The 15,272-nt window shown below is 70.9% G+C and carries 14 protein-coding genes and 3 pseudogenes; 3 read left to right on the forward strand and 14 right to left on the reverse strand.

Annotated elements, in window-relative coordinates; all coding sequences use genetic code 11:
• Window positions 1–27: 27 nt before the first annotated feature.
• The 9 genes and pseudogenes from ACH4RG_RS26685 to ACH4RG_RS26725 all read right to left on the reverse strand — a co-directional run.
• Window positions 28–399 (reverse strand): annotated as a pseudogene (locus ACH4RG_RS26685) (hypothetical protein); the annotation flags it as partial.
• A 197-nt stretch (window positions 400–596) separates the two neighbouring features.
• Window positions 597–1,787 carry a S8 family peptidase gene (locus ACH4RG_RS26690; protein WP_397924526.1) on the reverse strand — a complete coding sequence of 397 codons (1,191 nt, stop codon included), beginning with the start codon at window positions 1,785–1,787 and terminating at the stop codon, window positions 597–599.
• A gap of 99 nt (window positions 1,788–1,886) precedes the next feature.
• Entirely contained in the window at window positions 1,887–3,038 is a 1,152-nt protein-coding gene (locus ACH4RG_RS26695; RefSeq protein ID WP_398540371.1) for a type III polyketide synthase, read from the reverse strand.
• 1 nt (window position 3,039) lies between these two features.
• Window positions 3,040–4,272, reverse strand: a complete 1,233-nt coding sequence (locus ACH4RG_RS26700) for a cytochrome P450 (RefSeq protein ID WP_397924521.1) — start codon at window positions 4,270–4,272, stop codon at window positions 3,040–3,042.
• 147 nt (window positions 4,273–4,419) lie between these two features.
• The gene (locus tag ACH4RG_RS26705; RefSeq protein WP_397924518.1) at window positions 4,420–5,259 is read right to left on the reverse strand and encodes an ABC transporter ATP-binding protein; all 840 of its coding nucleotides are present in this window, start codon (window positions 5,257–5,259) and stop codon (window positions 4,420–4,422) included.
• Window positions 5,256–6,308, reverse strand: a complete 1,053-nt coding sequence (locus tag ACH4RG_RS26710) for a FecCD family ABC transporter permease (RefSeq protein ID WP_398540372.1) — start codon at window positions 6,306–6,308, stop codon at window positions 5,256–5,258. Before ACH4RG_RS26710 ends, ACH4RG_RS26705 begins: the two co-directional genes overlap by 4 nt.
• Window positions 6,305–7,345 (reverse strand): FecCD family ABC transporter permease, encoded by a 1,041-nt coding sequence (locus tag ACH4RG_RS26715; protein ID WP_397931693.1) that lies wholly within the window; start codon window positions 7,343–7,345, stop codon window positions 6,305–6,307. The genes ACH4RG_RS26710 and ACH4RG_RS26715 overlap by 4 nt, the downstream gene beginning before the upstream one ends.
• Complete coding sequence (locus tag ACH4RG_RS26720) at window positions 7,342–8,373, reverse strand: iron-siderophore ABC transporter substrate-binding protein (protein WP_397924511.1); 1,032 nt, start codon at window positions 8,371–8,373, stop codon at window positions 7,342–7,344. Before ACH4RG_RS26720 ends, ACH4RG_RS26715 begins: the two co-directional genes overlap by 4 nt.
• Before the next feature lie 200 nt (window positions 8,374–8,573).
• On the reverse strand, window positions 8,574–9,347 hold the full coding sequence (locus ACH4RG_RS26725; protein ID WP_398540373.1) for an AraC family transcriptional regulator: 774 nt from the start codon (window positions 9,345–9,347) through the stop codon (window positions 8,574–8,576).
• A 262-nt stretch (window positions 9,348–9,609) separates the two neighbouring features.
• On the opposite strand from ACH4RG_RS26725, the gene ACH4RG_RS26730 reads away from it, so the two are divergent.
• The gene (locus tag ACH4RG_RS26730) at window positions 9,610–10,143 is read left to right on the forward strand and encodes an EF-hand domain-containing protein (protein ID WP_397924507.1); all 534 of its coding nucleotides are present in this window, start codon (window positions 9,610–9,612) and stop codon (window positions 10,141–10,143) included.
• Window positions 10,144–10,507: 364 nt separating this feature from the next.
• Here the strand turns inward: ACH4RG_RS26730 and ACH4RG_RS26735 are convergent, their stop codons facing one another.
• Window positions 10,508–10,801, reverse strand: coding sequence for a hypothetical protein (locus ACH4RG_RS26735; RefSeq protein WP_397924504.1), 294 nt, complete (start codon window positions 10,799–10,801; stop codon window positions 10,508–10,510).
• A gap of 564 nt (window positions 10,802–11,365) precedes the next feature.
• On the opposite strand from ACH4RG_RS26735, the gene ACH4RG_RS26740 reads away from it, so the two are divergent.
• Window positions 11,366–12,472, forward strand: a complete 1,107-nt coding sequence (locus ACH4RG_RS26740; RefSeq protein ID WP_397924502.1) for a M23 family metallopeptidase — start codon at window positions 11,366–11,368, stop codon at window positions 12,470–12,472.
• A 284-nt stretch (window positions 12,473–12,756) separates the two neighbouring features.
• Here ACH4RG_RS26740 and ACH4RG_RS26745 read toward each other — a convergent pair whose 3' ends face one another.
• Together ACH4RG_RS26745 and ACH4RG_RS26750 are read right to left on the reverse strand one after the other, a co-directional pair.
• Window positions 12,757–13,392 (reverse strand): O-methyltransferase, encoded by a 636-nt coding sequence (locus tag ACH4RG_RS26745; protein WP_397931688.1) that lies wholly within the window; start codon window positions 13,390–13,392, stop codon window positions 12,757–12,759.
• Between the two features lie 97 nt (window positions 13,393–13,489).
• Entirely contained in the window at window positions 13,490–14,185 is a 696-nt protein-coding gene (locus ACH4RG_RS26750; protein WP_397924498.1) for a hypothetical protein, read from the reverse strand.
• 82 nt (window positions 14,186–14,267) lie between these two features.
• Between ACH4RG_RS26750 and ACH4RG_RS26755 the strand changes: the two genes are divergently transcribed.
• Window positions 14,268–14,795, forward strand: a complete 528-nt coding sequence (locus tag ACH4RG_RS26755) for a DinB family protein (RefSeq protein ID WP_398540374.1) — start codon at window positions 14,268–14,270, stop codon at window positions 14,793–14,795.
• Window positions 14,796–14,807: 12 nt separating this feature from the next.
• Here ACH4RG_RS26755 and ACH4RG_RS26760 read toward each other — a convergent pair.
• A pseudogene (locus tag ACH4RG_RS26760) lies at window positions 14,808–14,981 on the reverse strand (IS5/IS1182 family transposase); the annotation flags it as partial.
• Window positions 14,982–15,037: 56 nt separating this feature from the next.
• A pseudogene (locus ACH4RG_RS26765) lies at window positions 15,038–15,262 on the reverse strand (hypothetical protein); the annotation flags it as partial.
• Window positions 15,263–15,272 lie beyond the last annotated feature (10 nt).

The raw sequence follows: 15,272 nt of genomic DNA on the forward strand, positions 1-15,272 counted from the left end.
CCTGGCCCGTGATCGCGACCCCTCCCCCTCCGTCTCGACCGGTGCGGCAGCGATGCCGGTGACCTGGAGGTCAGGGTCGGCCGCCGGAGGGCCAGGACCTGGAACTCCGCGACCTGCCCGGCTCCGGAGCCGCTGGTGGCGGTGAACTTCAGCTGGACGTCCGCGACGTGCGCGAAGACCGGGATGGTCACCGTGCTGCCCGAGGCCGGACTGAAGGCGTAATCCTCGGCGGTCGACAGGGAGTTGAAGTACGAGGGGCTCTGCTCCCGGCCGAGGACCTCACTGCGTCGGGTACGCGCCCCAGCTGTGGTCGGGGTCGAGCTCGACGACGACGTTCGCGGTGTCGGCGCTGGAGCCGAGCTGCACGGTCAGGGTGTTCGGACAACTGCCGCCCACCCCTGATGGAGGCGCTGTTGCCGATGGCGTTCGCCACGACATAGCTGATTTGTGTTTTCTCGTCAGAGAGTTGCGGGGACATGCGAGACCGTCCACCGTTCCGACAACAGCCGGATGGCAGGGCCAGGAGCGGATTCCATCGCGCGGTCACCGCTCCCCGCCCTGCGGACGAGCCGTCCTTCCGACCGCCCGACGGGCCGTCAGAGGCCGCCGGTGTACAGCAGCAGGTCGGGCGAGCCCTGACCGAGAGCGGAGAGCGCGTCCGGGGTGGCCGTGTCCGTCAGCCACCCGGAGACGGCGGCGGGAGAGGCCGAGGGGTTCTCCTCCTTGTAGAGCGCCGCGACGCCCGCGACGTGCGGGCTGGCCATGGAGGTGCCGTTCAGCGAGACGGTGCCGCCGCCGAGGCGGGCGGAGACGATGTCGGCGCCTGGGGCGTAGAGCGAGAGACAGGAGCCCCAGTTACTGAAGGAGGTCTGCCGGTCCTGCCGGTCACTCGCCCCGACGGTGAGCACGCCGTCCGCGGCGGCCGGGGAGACGTCACAGGCGTCCCGGTTGTCGTTGCCCGCGGCCACGACGGGCAGCACGCCCGCGTCGGCGACCGCCTCGACCGCCGCGTCGACCGCCGTGGAGCGGTCGCCCCCGAGCGAGGCGTTCAGCACGGCGGGGTCACCGCTGCGCTCGGTGTCCTTGGCGACCCAGTCGAACCCGGCGAGGATGCCGGCCCAGGTGCCCCGGCCCTCGCAGTCGAGGACGCGTACGTTGACCAGCGAGGCGTCCTTCGCGACGCCCGACACCGTGCCGCCGACCGTACCCGCCACGTGCGTGCCGTGTCCGTTGCAGTCCATGCCGGCGCGGCCGTCGCCGACGGCGTCGTACCCGTTCACGACCCGGCCGCCGAACTCACTGTGCGCGGCATCGATCCCGGTGTCGACGACGTACGCCTTCACGCCCTTGCCGGTGGCCGTGGTGGTGAAGGTGTCGTCCAGCGGCAGGGCGCGCTGGTCGATGCGGTCGGTGCCCCAGCCTGCTGCGGGCGCCCGCAGCAGGTTCGCGGCGGTGGGTGCGGGGACGGTCACCTCGGCGTTCTCCTCCACGGCGAGGACACCGGGAACGGTACGGACCGCTTGGAGTTCGGTGGCGGTGAGCGAGGCGGCGAAGCCGTGCAGAGCCTTTCCGTACGTGAACAACGGGTCGAGCCCGAACTCCCGCAGGACGGTGTCCGCCGAGAGTTCGGGCTTCAGGGTGACGATGTACTGCCCGGGTACGGCCCGGGCGGACTGCTCCACCAGAACCCCTTCCGGTCCGCTGTCGGCCGAGGCCGTGGCGGGTGCGCCGATCAGCGGTGCGATCAGCAGCAGGGCGGCCGTGGCCCATCGGGCGGGCAGGCGCATGCGTTCTCCTAGGGGTGGGGATCCGGTCACGGAGCAAGCGCGTCCGCGAAACGCGAACACCCGTTCCTTCGTCCCCGCCCGTCGGTCGCCTTAGCGGGTTCAGCCGGACAGCGCAACGCCCGCGGTCAGCTCCAGCTCGTCGAGGTCGTGTCCGACGTCCGCGCGGAGGTCGTCCTTGGCCCAACTGCCCACAGCCACTTCGGCGGTGATGCCGGGTCCGAAGCCGGCGATGAGCCCCTGCGCGGACTCGGCGGCTCCACCGTCCTCGAAGAGCCGCGCCAGCGCGTCGAAGACGACGGAGCTGGCGATGTTGCCGCGTTCGGTGAGGGTGGCCCGGCTGTAGCGGAACATCTCGGGCGGCAGGTGCAGGAAGTGGCAGAGGTCGTCCAGGATGCGCGGTCCGCCCGCGTGGACGATGAAGAAGTCCATGTTCGGGACGGACCAGCCGTGCAGGTCGACCAGGTCCAGGAGCACCGGGGCGAGCATCTCCATGGTGCCGGGGACGCGCTTGTCCAGCTGGAAGTGGAACCCGGTGTCGCGGACGGCGTAGGAGATCCAGTCCTCGGTGTCGGGCACCAGGTGGGAGCCGTTGCGCTCCAGGCGCATGCCGGTGCCGCCCTGTCCCCGTACGACGGCCGCGGAGACGGCGTCGCCGAAGAGCCCGTTGGAGAGCAGCGAGCCGACCCCGATGTCGGTGGGCTGGTAGCACAGCGAGCAGAACTCGCAGGAGACGATGAGGACGTTGGACTCGGGGTAGGCCAGGCAGAAGTCGTGTGCGCGGTTGATCGCCGCGCCGCCCGCCGCGCAGCCGAGCTGGGCGATGGGCAGTTGGCGGGTCTCGGGTCTGAAGCCCATGCTGTTGATGATCCACGCGGTCAGCGAGGGCATCATGAAGCCCGTGCAGGAGACGTAGACGATCAGATCGATCTCGGACGGGTCGGTGTCGGCGTTGGCGAGCGCCTGCCGGACGACTTCGGGGACCCGGGTCTTGGCCTCGGCCTCGTACACCTGGTTGCGCGCCTCGAAACCGGGGTGCCGCAGGGTCTTCTCGATGGGCTGCACGAGGTGCCGCGTCTGGACGCCGGTGTTCTTGATGAGCCTCAGGACGAGCTCGCGCTGCGGGTGCCCGGCGTGGGTCTCCCGGGCCAGGTCGAGGGTCTGCTGCATCGTGATGACGTGCTCGGGCACAGCGATGGCCGGTCGGCACAGGGTCGCCATGGGTTCTCCTCGTTCTCTGGAGCGAAGGCTCACGTCACCATGTGACGGGCAGGGCGAGCGGGTAACGCCAGATGGACGTCGTGTTCCACGAGACGTCCGCGGGCGGCACGTCCAGACGCAGGGCCGGGAAGCGGGTCAGCAGCGTGGAGAAGGCCACTTCCAGTTCCATGGTGGCCAGCGGTGCGCCCAGGCAGTGGTGGGCGCCCCAGCCGAACGTCATGTGGGGGATGGTCGGCCGGTCGGGATCCAGCTCGTCGGGACGGTCGAACTTGGCGGAGTCCCGGTTGGCCGTCAGGTAGGACACGTGCACCACGTCACCCGCCTTGATGAGGACTCCGGAGAGCTCAACGTCCTCCAGCGCGATGCGCGGGATGCCGACACCCTTGCGGAAGGGGATGTGGCGCAGCATCTCCTCCAGGGTGCGGGGCAGCCGCCGCGGTTCGGCCCGGAGGGACCGCATGAGGTCCGGGCGGGTGAGCAGGGTGTAGGCGATGTTGCCGAGTTGGTAGGTCGTGGTGTCCTGGCCGGTGATGAGCAGCACCATCGCCATGACGGCCAGCTCGTCGTCGTCCAGCAGCTCGTCGCCGTCCCGGGCGGTGGCCAGGGTGCTGATGAGGTCCTCGCCCGGGGAGAGGCGCCGCTCCGCGGTCAGCTCCTGGAAGTAGCCGCGCAGCTCCGCCTTGGCGCGTACCGCGTCCTCCTTGCCCGCGGCCCCGACGTTCATCATGGTCATGGCGTGGGCACGGAGCCAGGGGCGGTCGGCCTCGGGGATGTCGAGCGCCTCGCAGATGGTGATCAGCGGCAGCGGCGCGGAGACCCGGGCGACGAGGTCGGCCGGCGCGCCCTCCTCCTCCATCTCGTCCAGCAGCCGGTCCACCACGCGCTGGGTCCCGCCGCGCATCTGCTCGACACGGCGCGGGGTGAAGCTCTTGGCGACCAGGCCCCGCAGCCGACTGCTGGCGGGCGGGTCCATGAGGTTGATGGACTCCGCCTGCACGATCGGCTCCGGCGTCATCCGGGGGAAGTCGCGGCCGAGGACGGCGCTGCGACTGAACCGCCGGTCGGTGGTGACCGTCCGGACGTCCTCGTAGCGGGTGACCAACCAGGCCTCGCCCTCTCCGTACGCCATACGGATGCGGGACACCGGCTCCTCGGTCAGCAGTTGCCTGAGCTGGGGATCGAACTCCAGCTGCTGGGCGTAGTCGAAAGGACAGTTCCGGACGGTTTCGTTGCTCTGCACCGAGCTCTGGACCGAGGTGTTCTCCACCGAGGTTCTCCCAATGACCGCTTCGAGGAAAAGGGCGAGTGCCGGACCGGGGCCCGGCGCCCGACCTACCCTGTGTGCCCCGTCACTCTCCGAAACATGTCAGTGACATAAAGCAGTCAGCCGATCAGGGGGCGTGCGCCCCCGCGTTCACGCGGTCGCCTCCCCGGCGGCCATCGCCTCGGCCCGGTCCAGGACGTGATGGCGGCCGATCGGGAGCATCAGGGGCCGGCCCGACACGGGGTCCTCGATGATGCGGCTGTCGAGGTCGAACACCGCCCGTACGGTCTCCTCCGTGAGCACCTCCGCGGGGGTCCCGGACGCGTGGAGTCCGCCGCCTGCCAGGGCGATCAGGTGGTCCGCGTACCGGGCGGCGAGGTTGAGGTCGTGCAGGACCATCACGATGGTGGTGCCGCGCGAGCGGTTCAGGTCGGTCAGGAGGTCCAGGACCTCGATCTGGTGGCTGGCGTCGAGGAAGGTGGTCGGCTCGTCGAGCAGCAGCAGGTCGGTCTGCTGGGCGAGGGCCATCGCGATCCAGACGCGCTGTCGCTGGCCGCCGGAGAGTTCGTCCACCGCGCGCTCGGCGAGCGGCTCGGTGTGGGTGGCCTCCAGCGCGGCGGCGACGGCGGCGTCGTCCTTCTCGTTCCAGCGGGAGAAGACGGACTGGTGCGGGTGGCGGCCGCGGCCGACGAGGTCGGAGACGGTGATGCCCTCGGGCGCGACGGGCGACTGCGGCAGCAGGCCGAGGGTGCGGGCCAGCTCCTTGGCGGGGAGCCGGTGCACCTCCTTGCCGTCCAGGACGACGCGGCCGGCCCGGGGGGCGAGCAGCCGGGACAGGGAACGCAGCAGCGTCGACTTGCCGCAGGCGTTGGCCCCGACGATCACGGTGATCCGGCCGGGCGGTACGGCCAGGTCGAGGGAGTCGACGACGGTACGGTCGCCGTAGGCGAGGGTGAGTCCTTCGGCGGTCAGTCGGTGGTGCGTGGTCATAGCGAGCCTCCCGCCCGGTTGGTGCGGATGATCAGGTAGACGAGGTAGGGGGCTCCGAGCACGCCGGTGACGACGCCGACCGGGTAGCGCTCGCCGAAGGCGAACTGGCCGGTGAAGTCGGCGACGAGGACGAGCAGCGAGCCGACGAGTCCGGCGGGCACCAGCAGGGAGCCGCCCGCCCTGGTGATCCGGGCCGCGATGGGTCCGGAGAGGAACGCCACGAACGCGATGGGGCCGGCCGCCGCCGTGGCGAAGGCGATCAGCCCGACGGCGGCGACGATCACCGTGATCCGGGTGCGCTCCACCCGTACGCCGAGGGCGGAGGCGGTGTCGTCGCCGAGCTGGAGCGCGGCGAGGTCACGGGCCTGGCCCAGCAGCAGCGGGGTGAGGACGGCCGCCGCGACGAGGGCGGGGACGACTTGGTCCCAGGTGGCTCCGTTGAGGCTGCCGGTCAGCCAGCGCATCGCTTCCTGGAGGTCCCATTCGGCGGCCCGGGACAGGACGTAGGAGGTGATGCTGTCGAGCATCGCGGAGATCCCGATACCGATCAGGATGAGCCGGGTTCCGACGACGCCGCCCTTGAACGCCAACGAGTACACCAGCAGGGCGACCCCGAGGCCGGCGGCGATGGCGAGGACGGAGACCTGGACCTCGCCGAGCGACAGGGTCACGATGGCGATGGCCGCGGCGGCGCTCGCCCCGGAGCTGATGCCGATGATGTCGGGGCTGGCGAGCGGGTTGCGGAGCATCGTCTGGAAGGTGACCCCGGCCAGGCCGAAGCTGAACCCGGCCACCAGGGCGAGGACCGCGCGGGGCAGCCGCAGCCGGCCCACCGTGAACGACGCGCCCGGCACCTGCTCCCCGAGGATCACCCGGAACACGTCTCCGGGCGGATAGAAGGTCCGGCCCGCCATGAGTGTCACCGCGAACGCGGCGAGGACGAGGACCATCAGCGCCAGGACGACCCGGCGGCGGCGCGAGGCGCCGCGCAGGCGACGGCGGGCGGCGGCCTCGACGGACGGCCGCCGGGTGAGGACGGGGGCGCTCACAGGGCACGTACCTTCTGTCGGCGGACGATGTAGATGAAGAAGGGGGCCCCGATCAGCGCGGTCACGATGCCGACGTCGATCTCCGAGGGGCGTGCCACGATGCGGCCGACGACGTCGGCGGCGGTGAGCAGGGCCGCGCCGAGCACGGCCGAGAGCGGCAGGAGCCAGCGGTGATCGACGCCGATGAGCAGTCGGCAGGTGTGCGGGACGACGAGGCCGACGAAGCCGATCGGCCCGGCGACGGCGGTGGCCGCGCCGCAGAGGAGTACGGCGCCGAGGGCGGCCACGGCGCGCGCCACGGCGACGCGTTCACCGAGTCCGGCCGCCAACTCGTCGCCCAGTGCGAGCGAGTTGAGTGCGCGGGCCGACAGCAGGCAGACGGCGAAGCCGACCGCGAGGAAGGGCATGACCTGGCCGATGCGTTCGAAGGACGCGCCGCCTACGCCGCCGATCTGCCAGAGCTTGAAGCTTCCGGCGATGTCGTTGCGCGGCAGGATGACCGCGCTGACGAGCGAGGCGAAGGCCGCGGACGTGGCGGCTCCGGCGAGTGCCAGCTTGAGGGGGGTCGCCCCTCCTCTGCCGAGGGTTCCCACGGTGTACACGAAGAGGGCGGCGAGAGCCGCGCCCACGATGGCGGTCCAGATGTATCCGGTCGGCGAGGTGAGCCCGAAGAACGCGACCGCCGTGACGACGGCGAGGGACGCCCCCATGTTCACGCCGAGGATGCCCGGGTCGGCCAGCGGGTTGCGGGTCACGCCCTGCATCACGCCGCCCGCCAGGCCGAGTGCGGCGCCGACGACGACAGCGAGGACGGTACGGGGGATGCGCTTCGTCGCCGCAGCCCGGCCCAGGGTGTCGTCCGCGCCGCCGAGCGCCGCTACGACGTCGGACCAGGGGACGTCGCGGGAGCCGATGGCGATGGACGCGACCATGACCGCGGCCAGGGCGAGCACGGAGAGGAGGACCCACAGCAGGCGCACGCCCGCCGGACGCCTGGTGACGACGTCCGGCGGGGTACGGGTGTCGTGCTCGGTCACTTGACCTTGTCCGCGGCCTTGGCGAGGGCGGCGGCGTAATCGTCCAGCACGTAGCTGATCGACAGCGGCGTCGGGTTCGCCGCCGTGGCCAGCGGGCTGGTGCCGGGCAGGAGGTAGACGGAGCCGCGCTCGACGGCGGGGATCTTCGAGAGCAGCGGGTCCTTGGTGACCGTCTTCAGCAACTCGCCGGTGTCGTCGCCGTAGCCGGTGATGATGTCGACGTCGTCGAACGCGTCGACCTGCTCGGCGCTCTTGGTGAGGGCGAACTTCTTCGTGCCCTCGGACGCCTTCGCGACGGATCCGGGGATCTTCATACCGAGGTCCTGGAAGAACTGCGTGCGGGTGTCGTGGGCGGTGTAGAAGCCGACCTGGCTGACGTCGTTGGGGTCGACGTGCGTCATGAACATCGCCGACTTGCCCTTGAGCTGCGGGTACTTCGCGGCGGTCTTCGCTATGTCCCCGTCGAGCTTCTTGATCAGCTTCTCGCCCTCGTCGGCCAGCCCGATCGCCGTGCTGTTCGTCCGGATGATCTCGCGCCACGGCGTCGCCCAGGCGGCGTCCGGGTAGGCGACGACAGGGGCGATCTCGCTGAGGGTCTCGTAGTCCTTCTTGGTCAGACCCGAGTACGCGGCCAGGATGACGTCCGGCTTCGTGTCCGCCACGGCCTCGAAGTCGATGCCGTCGGTCTCGTCGAAGAGCACCGGCGTCTTCGCCTTCAGCGCGTCGAGCTTCTCCTCGACCCAGGGCAGCACGCCGTCGTCGTTGTCGTCGCCGAAGTTGGCCGCGGCCATGCCGACGGGCACGACGCCGAGCGCGAGCGGCACTTCGTGGTTGGCCCAGTTGACGGTCGCGACGCGCTGCGGCTTCGCCGGGATGGTGGTCTTGCCCAGGGCGTGCTCGACGGTCAGGGGGAACCCGCCGGAACGGCTTTCGTCGTCCTTGTTCCCGGCGTCGGTGGTCCCGCCGCAGGCGGAGACGCCGACGAGGGCGGCCGCCACGACGAGCAGGCGGAGGCGGTGTGAAGACATGGGTGTGTACCCGGCTTTCCGGATGTCGGGGGTGCCGCTTCTCGCACGTCCGGGCGTGTGCAGCCGTCATGGTTCGGTGCGGGGCGCGTGCGTCATCGGCTTAGGTAAGGCTTGCCTTCGAACCTTATGAGAACCGACCCACCTGTCGCAATCAACCGTTTAGGACACGACCTGTAGCGATACGGACATGGGCCCGGTGGTCATTCCGGCCGGAAGGCCCCCGGGGTGAGACCCGTCGTACGCCGGAAGGCGGCGCCGAACGCGCTCGCCGAGCGGTAGCCGACCTGTTCGGCCACCGCCTCCACGTCCCATCCCCGGGCCAGCAGGCCGATGGCGTGCTGGGCGCGGACCGCCGCCACCCAGCGCACGAAGCTCGTGCCCGTCTCGGCGGTGAACGCCCGGGTGACCGTGCGGGCGCTGACGCCGAGGGCGGAGGCCCAGTCCGCCAGCGTCCGCCGGTCGGCGGGGTCCTCGCGCACCGCGTCGGCGATCGGACGCAGCAGCCCGGAGGCCGGGATCCGCACGAGCAGTTCGCGGGGTGACGGTACGAGGACGTCGAGCACCAGCGCCTCGGTAGCGGCGCGCGAGGCGGCCGTGAGGCCGGGTTCGCCGAGCCGTTCCAGCAGCAGGCGCAACAGCGGGGTGATCTCGACGGCGACCGGCCTGGCGGAGATCGACTCGGTGACGCGGAAGCCGAAGAAGCTCGCCCGGAACCAGGTTCCGGCGGTCGCCGATCCGGCGTGCAGGGTCCCTGCGGGCATCCACAGGCCCAGGGTCGGGGTGATCGTCCAGATCCGGCTGCCGACCACCGCTGTGGAGGCGCCGCGCTCGTTCCAGAGCAGTTCGTGGAAGGGATGGGAGTGCGCGTCCCAGAGCGTGTCGTGGGTGACGACCTCGTCGTAGCCGGCGATGACGAAGGGGGTGTCCACCGAACCGGGAGCGAACGCGGGCAGCGTCCGGGTCTCCCTGGTCATGGAAGGTGGACCTGTCTCGTACGGGGGCCGCTCGCGGCGGACGGGGCGCGCATCGGCTCAGCCTAGAGGCCGGGGGCGCGCAGGATCCAACGAGCCCCTCCCCCTGCTTCAACTTGACGTTTACGCAGGTCAGTTACGTCCTTCAGGTGAAAGAACCACGGCTTTCGGCGTGGATGCGGCCCCTCGGCGGACAGTGGGTGGGCCGACCGGGCACCGGGCTGAGGTCGGAGAGAACGCGGCATGTGGAGAAAGGTGACGATTCATGGGCATTGAGGCCACCAGGCGGGTCACGCTCGTCTTCTCCCTGTTCGACGCCAACGCCAACGGCGTACTGGAGGCGGACGACTTCGACCTCATGGCCGACCGCGTCGTCCGGGAGGCGCACGCGTCGGACCGGGCGGCGCAGGACGCGATGCGCGCGGCGTTCCGGCGGTACTGGACGACGCTGCGCACCGAGCTCGACGCCGATGGCGACGGCGAGGTCAGCTTCGAGGAGTTCACCGCCTGCGTGCTGTCGCCGGAGCGGTTCGACGCCACCGTCGGGGTGTTCGCCGAGGCACTGGCCGCCCTCGGCGACCCGGACGGCGACGGTCTGATCGAGCGCCCGCTGTTCATGGCGCTGATGACGGCCATCGGGTTCGAGCCCGCGAACATCGACGCGCTGTTCGACGCCTTCGAGCCGAACGACGGGGACCGGATCCGGGTGGAGACGTGGGTCGCCGGGATCAAGGACTACTACGCGCCGGGCAAGGCCGGCATCCCCGGCGACCATCTGGTCGTGGGCACCGCCGCCTGACCGGGCGCACACGCATACGGCCGAAGCCGGTGGACGCTCTCCCGGGCGTCCACCGTCCCGCCGTCCCGATGTGGTCCGCCCGGTCCGGCAACTCCCCGGCCGCCCGTGGACGGGCCGCCGGGCGCACCGCGGCTCCCGGACGGTGGACGTCGGCCTCAGCCGATGCGGTGCGGTTCGACGACGGTAAGGAGACTCTCATCGCCGGTCCGCGGCCGGATGCGGTCGTCGAGGGCCGGGCGAAGCGGTCTGCGGCGGCAGGCGTTCCCGCGGACGGTGAGTGGCCGGGCCAGGCCGAGCCGGGCGCCCATGCCCTCACGAGAGGCGCTGGGGATTCACACGCGACGGAGAAGGACGGTGTAGGGGGTCAGGCCGCGGCGCGGCGAGCACGAAGCAGGCGCAGGCCCTTCGCCGCGTAGACGAGGGTGAGAAGGGCCGAGCCGGTGAGGTGGAGCCAGAGCCAGGACACCCCGACCGCCATGCTCAGTAGCAGACCGGTGATGAGGAACAGGCCGGCGATGCTGTCCAGCAGGTCCAGGCGCGCCCCGGTCCGGACTGCGGGGCCGGATCCGCGCAGTCGGCGGATGCCGGGAACGAGAGCGAGGACCTGGAGGAACGCCGCGCCGAGGGCGGGCCAGAGCAGCCAGTCGGGTATGTCCACAACGCGAATTGTCGCCCTCGGAAGAGGAGTTGGGGCGCGGTACAGGGGTGCGCTGCGCGCACGGGGCTCCCCGTCGAGGACTGCCCGCGGATCGGGTTTCTGCGCCGCGCCCGCATGCGCCGTGCCCGCATGCGCCGTGCCCGCAGCGGAGCGTGTGGTGCAGTGGCTTGGGGACAGCCCGGCAGGGAAGGCGGAAGCGGGCGGCGCGCTCTCACCGCAACGCGCCCATCCCCGGCCCTCGACGGCGTCACCTCGCCCCGTCGACACGGCGCCGCCCGGGGTACGCGCCCGGTCCCGGCACTCGTGGCGGCTTCTCCTGGGACAGGACAGCCCCGCCCGGACGGTCACCACCTCCATCGTTCGGCGCGGTATCCGGCCCGATTCCCTGGCCACTCGGTCTGGTCCGGGTGGCCGACAGGCCCGTATGCTACGCGCATAGATTTTGGTGCGGACATGCCATTTCGTTATGGCCCTTCCTCTCCCATGGCGTGACCGCGCGCGTCCCACCCCGCCCTCGCCCCTGTCGACCTGCCAGGCCCCTCTCGTCCAGAAGGGACACCACCCGTGCTCTCCAAGCTGTCCGTGAGAACCACCGTCGCCACCCTCGCCGCCATCGGCCTGCTCGCCACCGCGCCCTCGGCGACGGCGGCCTTCCGCGACTCGGCCGCACCACCTGCCGGAGCTGCGGCAACCGCCGCCCAGTCGCCTTCCCCCGATGTCACCGTGAAGATGCCGCGCGCGGTGGCCAACCGCCTCGGCACCGGTCGACAGGCGCTGATAGACGCCGTCTCCGCAGACGTCCTCTCCCGGTCCCACGACGCCAAGGGCCTCCCCCCGAAGGCCGCCGTCACCAAACTCGCCGATGAGAGCCGCAAGGTGGTCGTCGATGTCCGTACCGTCTCGGCCGACTGGGCCCGTGGCGTCGCGTACGTCGAAGCACCCCGCACCCACCACGGCGAGCCGGAGGGCTGGCTCTACATCGCTCACCGCAAGGACGGGCAGTGGGTCTCGGGCCTGGAGGGCGACCGCGAGTTCGCCGATCACGTGGCCACGTCTCCGCTGGTCGGCAAGGCGGAGCGGCGGACCATGACGGCGTACGCCCAGCGCAAGGCGGCTCCGCGGCAGGAGACACCGTCGGTGGGGACCACCGCTGCCAACACCAACGGATTGCTGCTTCCCTGGATGCCCGACCACTACATGACTCTCACCGGCGGGGCACACTCCCACACCGGCTCGACGGGTTACTGGAGCAGCCTCGACTTCGCGGGAGGCAACGCCAGCGGGCGGGTCCGCTCGTCCCGGGAGGGGACGGCGACCTCGATGTGCGGTGCCGGAGGCGGCTGGACCAGAGTGATCCACCCCGGCGGCTTCTCGACGGACTACTACCACATGTGGAACACCACCTACTACAACGGAACATCGATCGCCCGCAGCGCCCTGCTCGGCACCATCGGCACCGACACCTGTGCCGGCGGGGCCGCGACCGGAGCCCACGTGCACTGGAGCCTGCGCACGTACGACGCCAACTACAACGGCCAGTACACCTGGCTCAACGGCCGCACCATCGGCGGCTGGGCCTGGTGGAACGGCTCCAGCCAGTACACCGGGTGCGCGACCCGCTCGGGTGTGACCGCCTGCCCCGGTACGGCGATCTACAACCGCACCAGCTGACCACCTCCGGTGACTGACCGGTGGGTGGAGCCGTCGACCCGCGTCGCGCATCCAGAAGACGCGGGCAGCGGAGCGGCCAGGGCCGACGGCGGTCGCCGCGCACGAGAACGCGCAACACTCCACGGCTCCTCCTGCCCCGGCCGCGCCCGGGCAGGAGGAGCCGGACGGCTGATACGGCCGCGACTCACCTCTGACGATGAGGACTTCGTCGTCCGGACGGTCACCACCCGTACCGCCAAGCCAGGCCGGCCCTTCACCCGCTGGTCGCTCCGCGAACTCGCCGCCTACCCACGCTGGGGCGGCAGACAGGCCCTCGGCGTGATCAGGAACGGTTCACACCTGCTTGGCCATCGGCGGCGTGCCGCGACAACCGCCGAACTGTTGGGAGTCGTGAGCACTTCAGTGGCGTCCAGGGCTGGATGAGTGAGGTAGAACAGCCGGAGCTCATCCACTTCGCCCCCGAAACGAGGTGGCCAATGGGGCGATGGGGTGAAGTCGTCCAGGATGAGAAGACCGCCCGGAGCAAGCAGTTCGACGACCCCCTCGGGGTCCTCACGCTTGCCTCCGCCGTCGCAGAAGAAGACATCGAAGGGAGCGTGCTGCTCAAGCAGCCGCCAGTCCCCGGTGAGGACACTGACGCGGTCGTCGTCCGCGAAGACGCCTGCCGCTCGACGGGCCAGCTCCTCGTCACGCTCCGCGGTAACCAGGCGGGCACCGGCGCCAAGCCCACTGTGCAGCCAGGCGGTGCCCACGCCCGAGCCGGTGCCGCTCTCCGCGATGACTCCGTGGGGTTTCGCAGCAGCGGCCAGCCTGAGCAGCCTGCCCACCTCAGGGACGCAACTCTTCTTGAAACCCGACTGGGAGGCGACACACTCCGCGGCCACCACGCGAGGCGGAACCGCACGCTCTGCCATGATCACGAACCCCCCTCATCGTGTGCACGACGCTATCCGTCAGCAGAGGCGTCCGTACGGAGTTTCGCCCGTCCAGCCCCGGCAGACCTTCCCGGCCACAGCACTAAACCGTGCCGCTCCACGCCCGGCGGTTCTCCCGTCGGCGCACATGGCCGCGCCAACCCGCGAGCAACGTCATGCCCGTCCATGCGGCGACTCCCGTGACGAGGCCGCCGAGCCGGCCTTCGGGGTCGACGTCCGCGGCGCCCTCCAGCGGGACGGCGCCTTCCGGGTCGCGGAGGATCTCGATGCGGTCGCCCACCCGGTGACCGGGGTCGCTCCCCCGGTGTTCGAGGGTCTCGTCGAGTTCACCGCCCGGCCCGACCAGTGTGAACCGGTGGTTCCTGCTCGCTGTTCCCGCCGCGCTGTCCGCGGTGATCGTGACGGTCTCGCGGACGCCACGTCGGTCGAGCGCCGCCTCGGGGGCGTACTGGACGGATCCGACGAGGATGAAGAGCGCGGGGACCACGGAGAGCACGGCGAGCCACCACGCCCGGTGGAGCAGCCGCAGCACGATCACGAAGGCCAGACAGCCGAGCAGGCCCGCCGCGATCGGGATGAAATCCCTACCCAGCGTGACGTAGGCGAGTCCGGTGTTGCCGGCGGCGATCCCCCAGGCGACCAGCAGAACCCGGAGCGTGGCGAGTACGGACGCCCCGGCGCTCCTTCCCGTACGCTGCCCACCTGGAGCGGGCACTCCGGCGCCGGCCACGTCCCCGACGCCGCCCGCCGCGGGCGCGCTCATCCTCTGATCGCTCATCCGCGCAGCTTACGAGGCGGCCGGAACGCCGTACCCACGTGGGCCGGGACCGGTGTCAGTGGTGTGTGCCAAAGTGCCGTGCATGACGACCACACCCGACGGACGCCCGATCCCGCCCGCGCACGCCGACGAACGCACCATGTTGACGGCCTGGCTGGACTTCCACCGGTCCACCCTGGCGCTGAAGTGCGCGGGCCTCGACGACACGCAGGCGCGCAAGGCTGCCGTAGTGCCCTCGTCCATGACGATGATCGGTCTGGTCCAGCACCTGGCGGAGATCGAGCGGAACTGGTTCAGCCGCGTGTTCGCCGGCGAGGACGTGGCCCTGCTGTTCGGGGACCAGGGCGGGTTCGGATTCACCCTCGACCCGGAACGTACTCTCGAGGAGGCGCTGGCGACCTGGCGGACGGAGGTGGAACGCAGCCGTGAGCTGATCGCCGACGCTCCGCTCGACGCCTCCGGGAGACTGTCGGCAGAGAACGCCGCCGTCCTCGGTGAGGACAGTGTGTCCCTGCGGTGGATCCTGATCCACATGATCGAGGAGTATGCCCGTCACAACGGTCACGCGGACCTGATACGCGAAGCCGTCGACGGCGTCACGGGCGCCTAGGACATCGTCTCAGACCCATCGGTGTCGGCCGAGCCGCTGTGAGGACTCGATGCCCCTGCGCGCGATGCGATGGCGGATGCCTCGCCCACGAAGCCAGCAGCGCAGGTGGTCGTAGTCGTAGCCCTTGTCGGCGTGGAGCTTGCCGGGCCGTCGGCGGCGCGGGCCGCGACGGGAGCGGATAGGTGGGCGGTCTGCCATGACGCTCCGAACATGGGTGGAGGCTGCCGCCATGTGCAACCAGAGGTGGCAACGAGAAGAACCGCAGCCAGGAATCCGCGATCGTCAGCCCTCCGACGTCCACCGCCTTGCGGACGCACGGGCGCCTCGGGCATCACGCGAGGGAAAAGCTCCCAACATCTGTCTGGCCCCAGTTGCCGCCCCGTCTCCATGCCATGACAGCGAGGACCCCGGCCAGCCGTCGGCAGGAAAGGTGCTCGATGCTGGCACGAACCATTCCCGGCAAGCATCTTCGAGAGG

The organism is Streptomyces sp. NPDC021019 (assembly GCF_044333295.1).
Taxonomy (GTDB): domain Bacteria; phylum Actinomycetota; class Actinomycetes; order Streptomycetales; family Streptomycetaceae; genus Streptomyces.

Bases quoted from the DNA above. Each gene is read 5' to 3' on its own strand.
- ACH4RG_RS26690 (WP_397924526.1), bottom strand. From the start codon at position 1,787: ATGCGCCTGCCCGCCCGATGGGCCACGGCCGCCCTGCTGCTGATCGCA.
- ACH4RG_RS26705 (WP_397924518.1), bottom strand. From the start codon at position 5,259: ATGACCACGCACCACCGACTGACCGCCGAAGGACTCACCCTCGCCTAC.
- ACH4RG_RS26720 (WP_397924511.1), bottom strand. From the start codon at position 8,373: ATGTCTTCACACCGCCTCCGCCTGCTCGTCGTGGCGGCCGCCCTCGTC.
- ACH4RG_RS26725 (WP_398540373.1), bottom strand. From the start codon at position 9,347: ATGACCAGGGAGACCCGGACGCTGCCCGCGTTCGCTCCCGGTTCGGTG.
- ACH4RG_RS26730 (WP_397924507.1), top strand. From the start codon at position 9,610: ATGGGCATTGAGGCCACCAGGCGGGTCACGCTCGTCTTCTCCCTGTTC.
- ACH4RG_RS26750 (WP_397924498.1), bottom strand. From the start codon at position 14,185: ATGAGCGATCAGAGGATGAGCGCGCCCGCGGCGGGCGGCGTCGGGGAC.
- ACH4RG_RS26755 (WP_398540374.1), top strand. From the start codon at position 14,268: ATGACGACCACACCCGACGGACGCCCGATCCCGCCCGCGCACGCCGAC.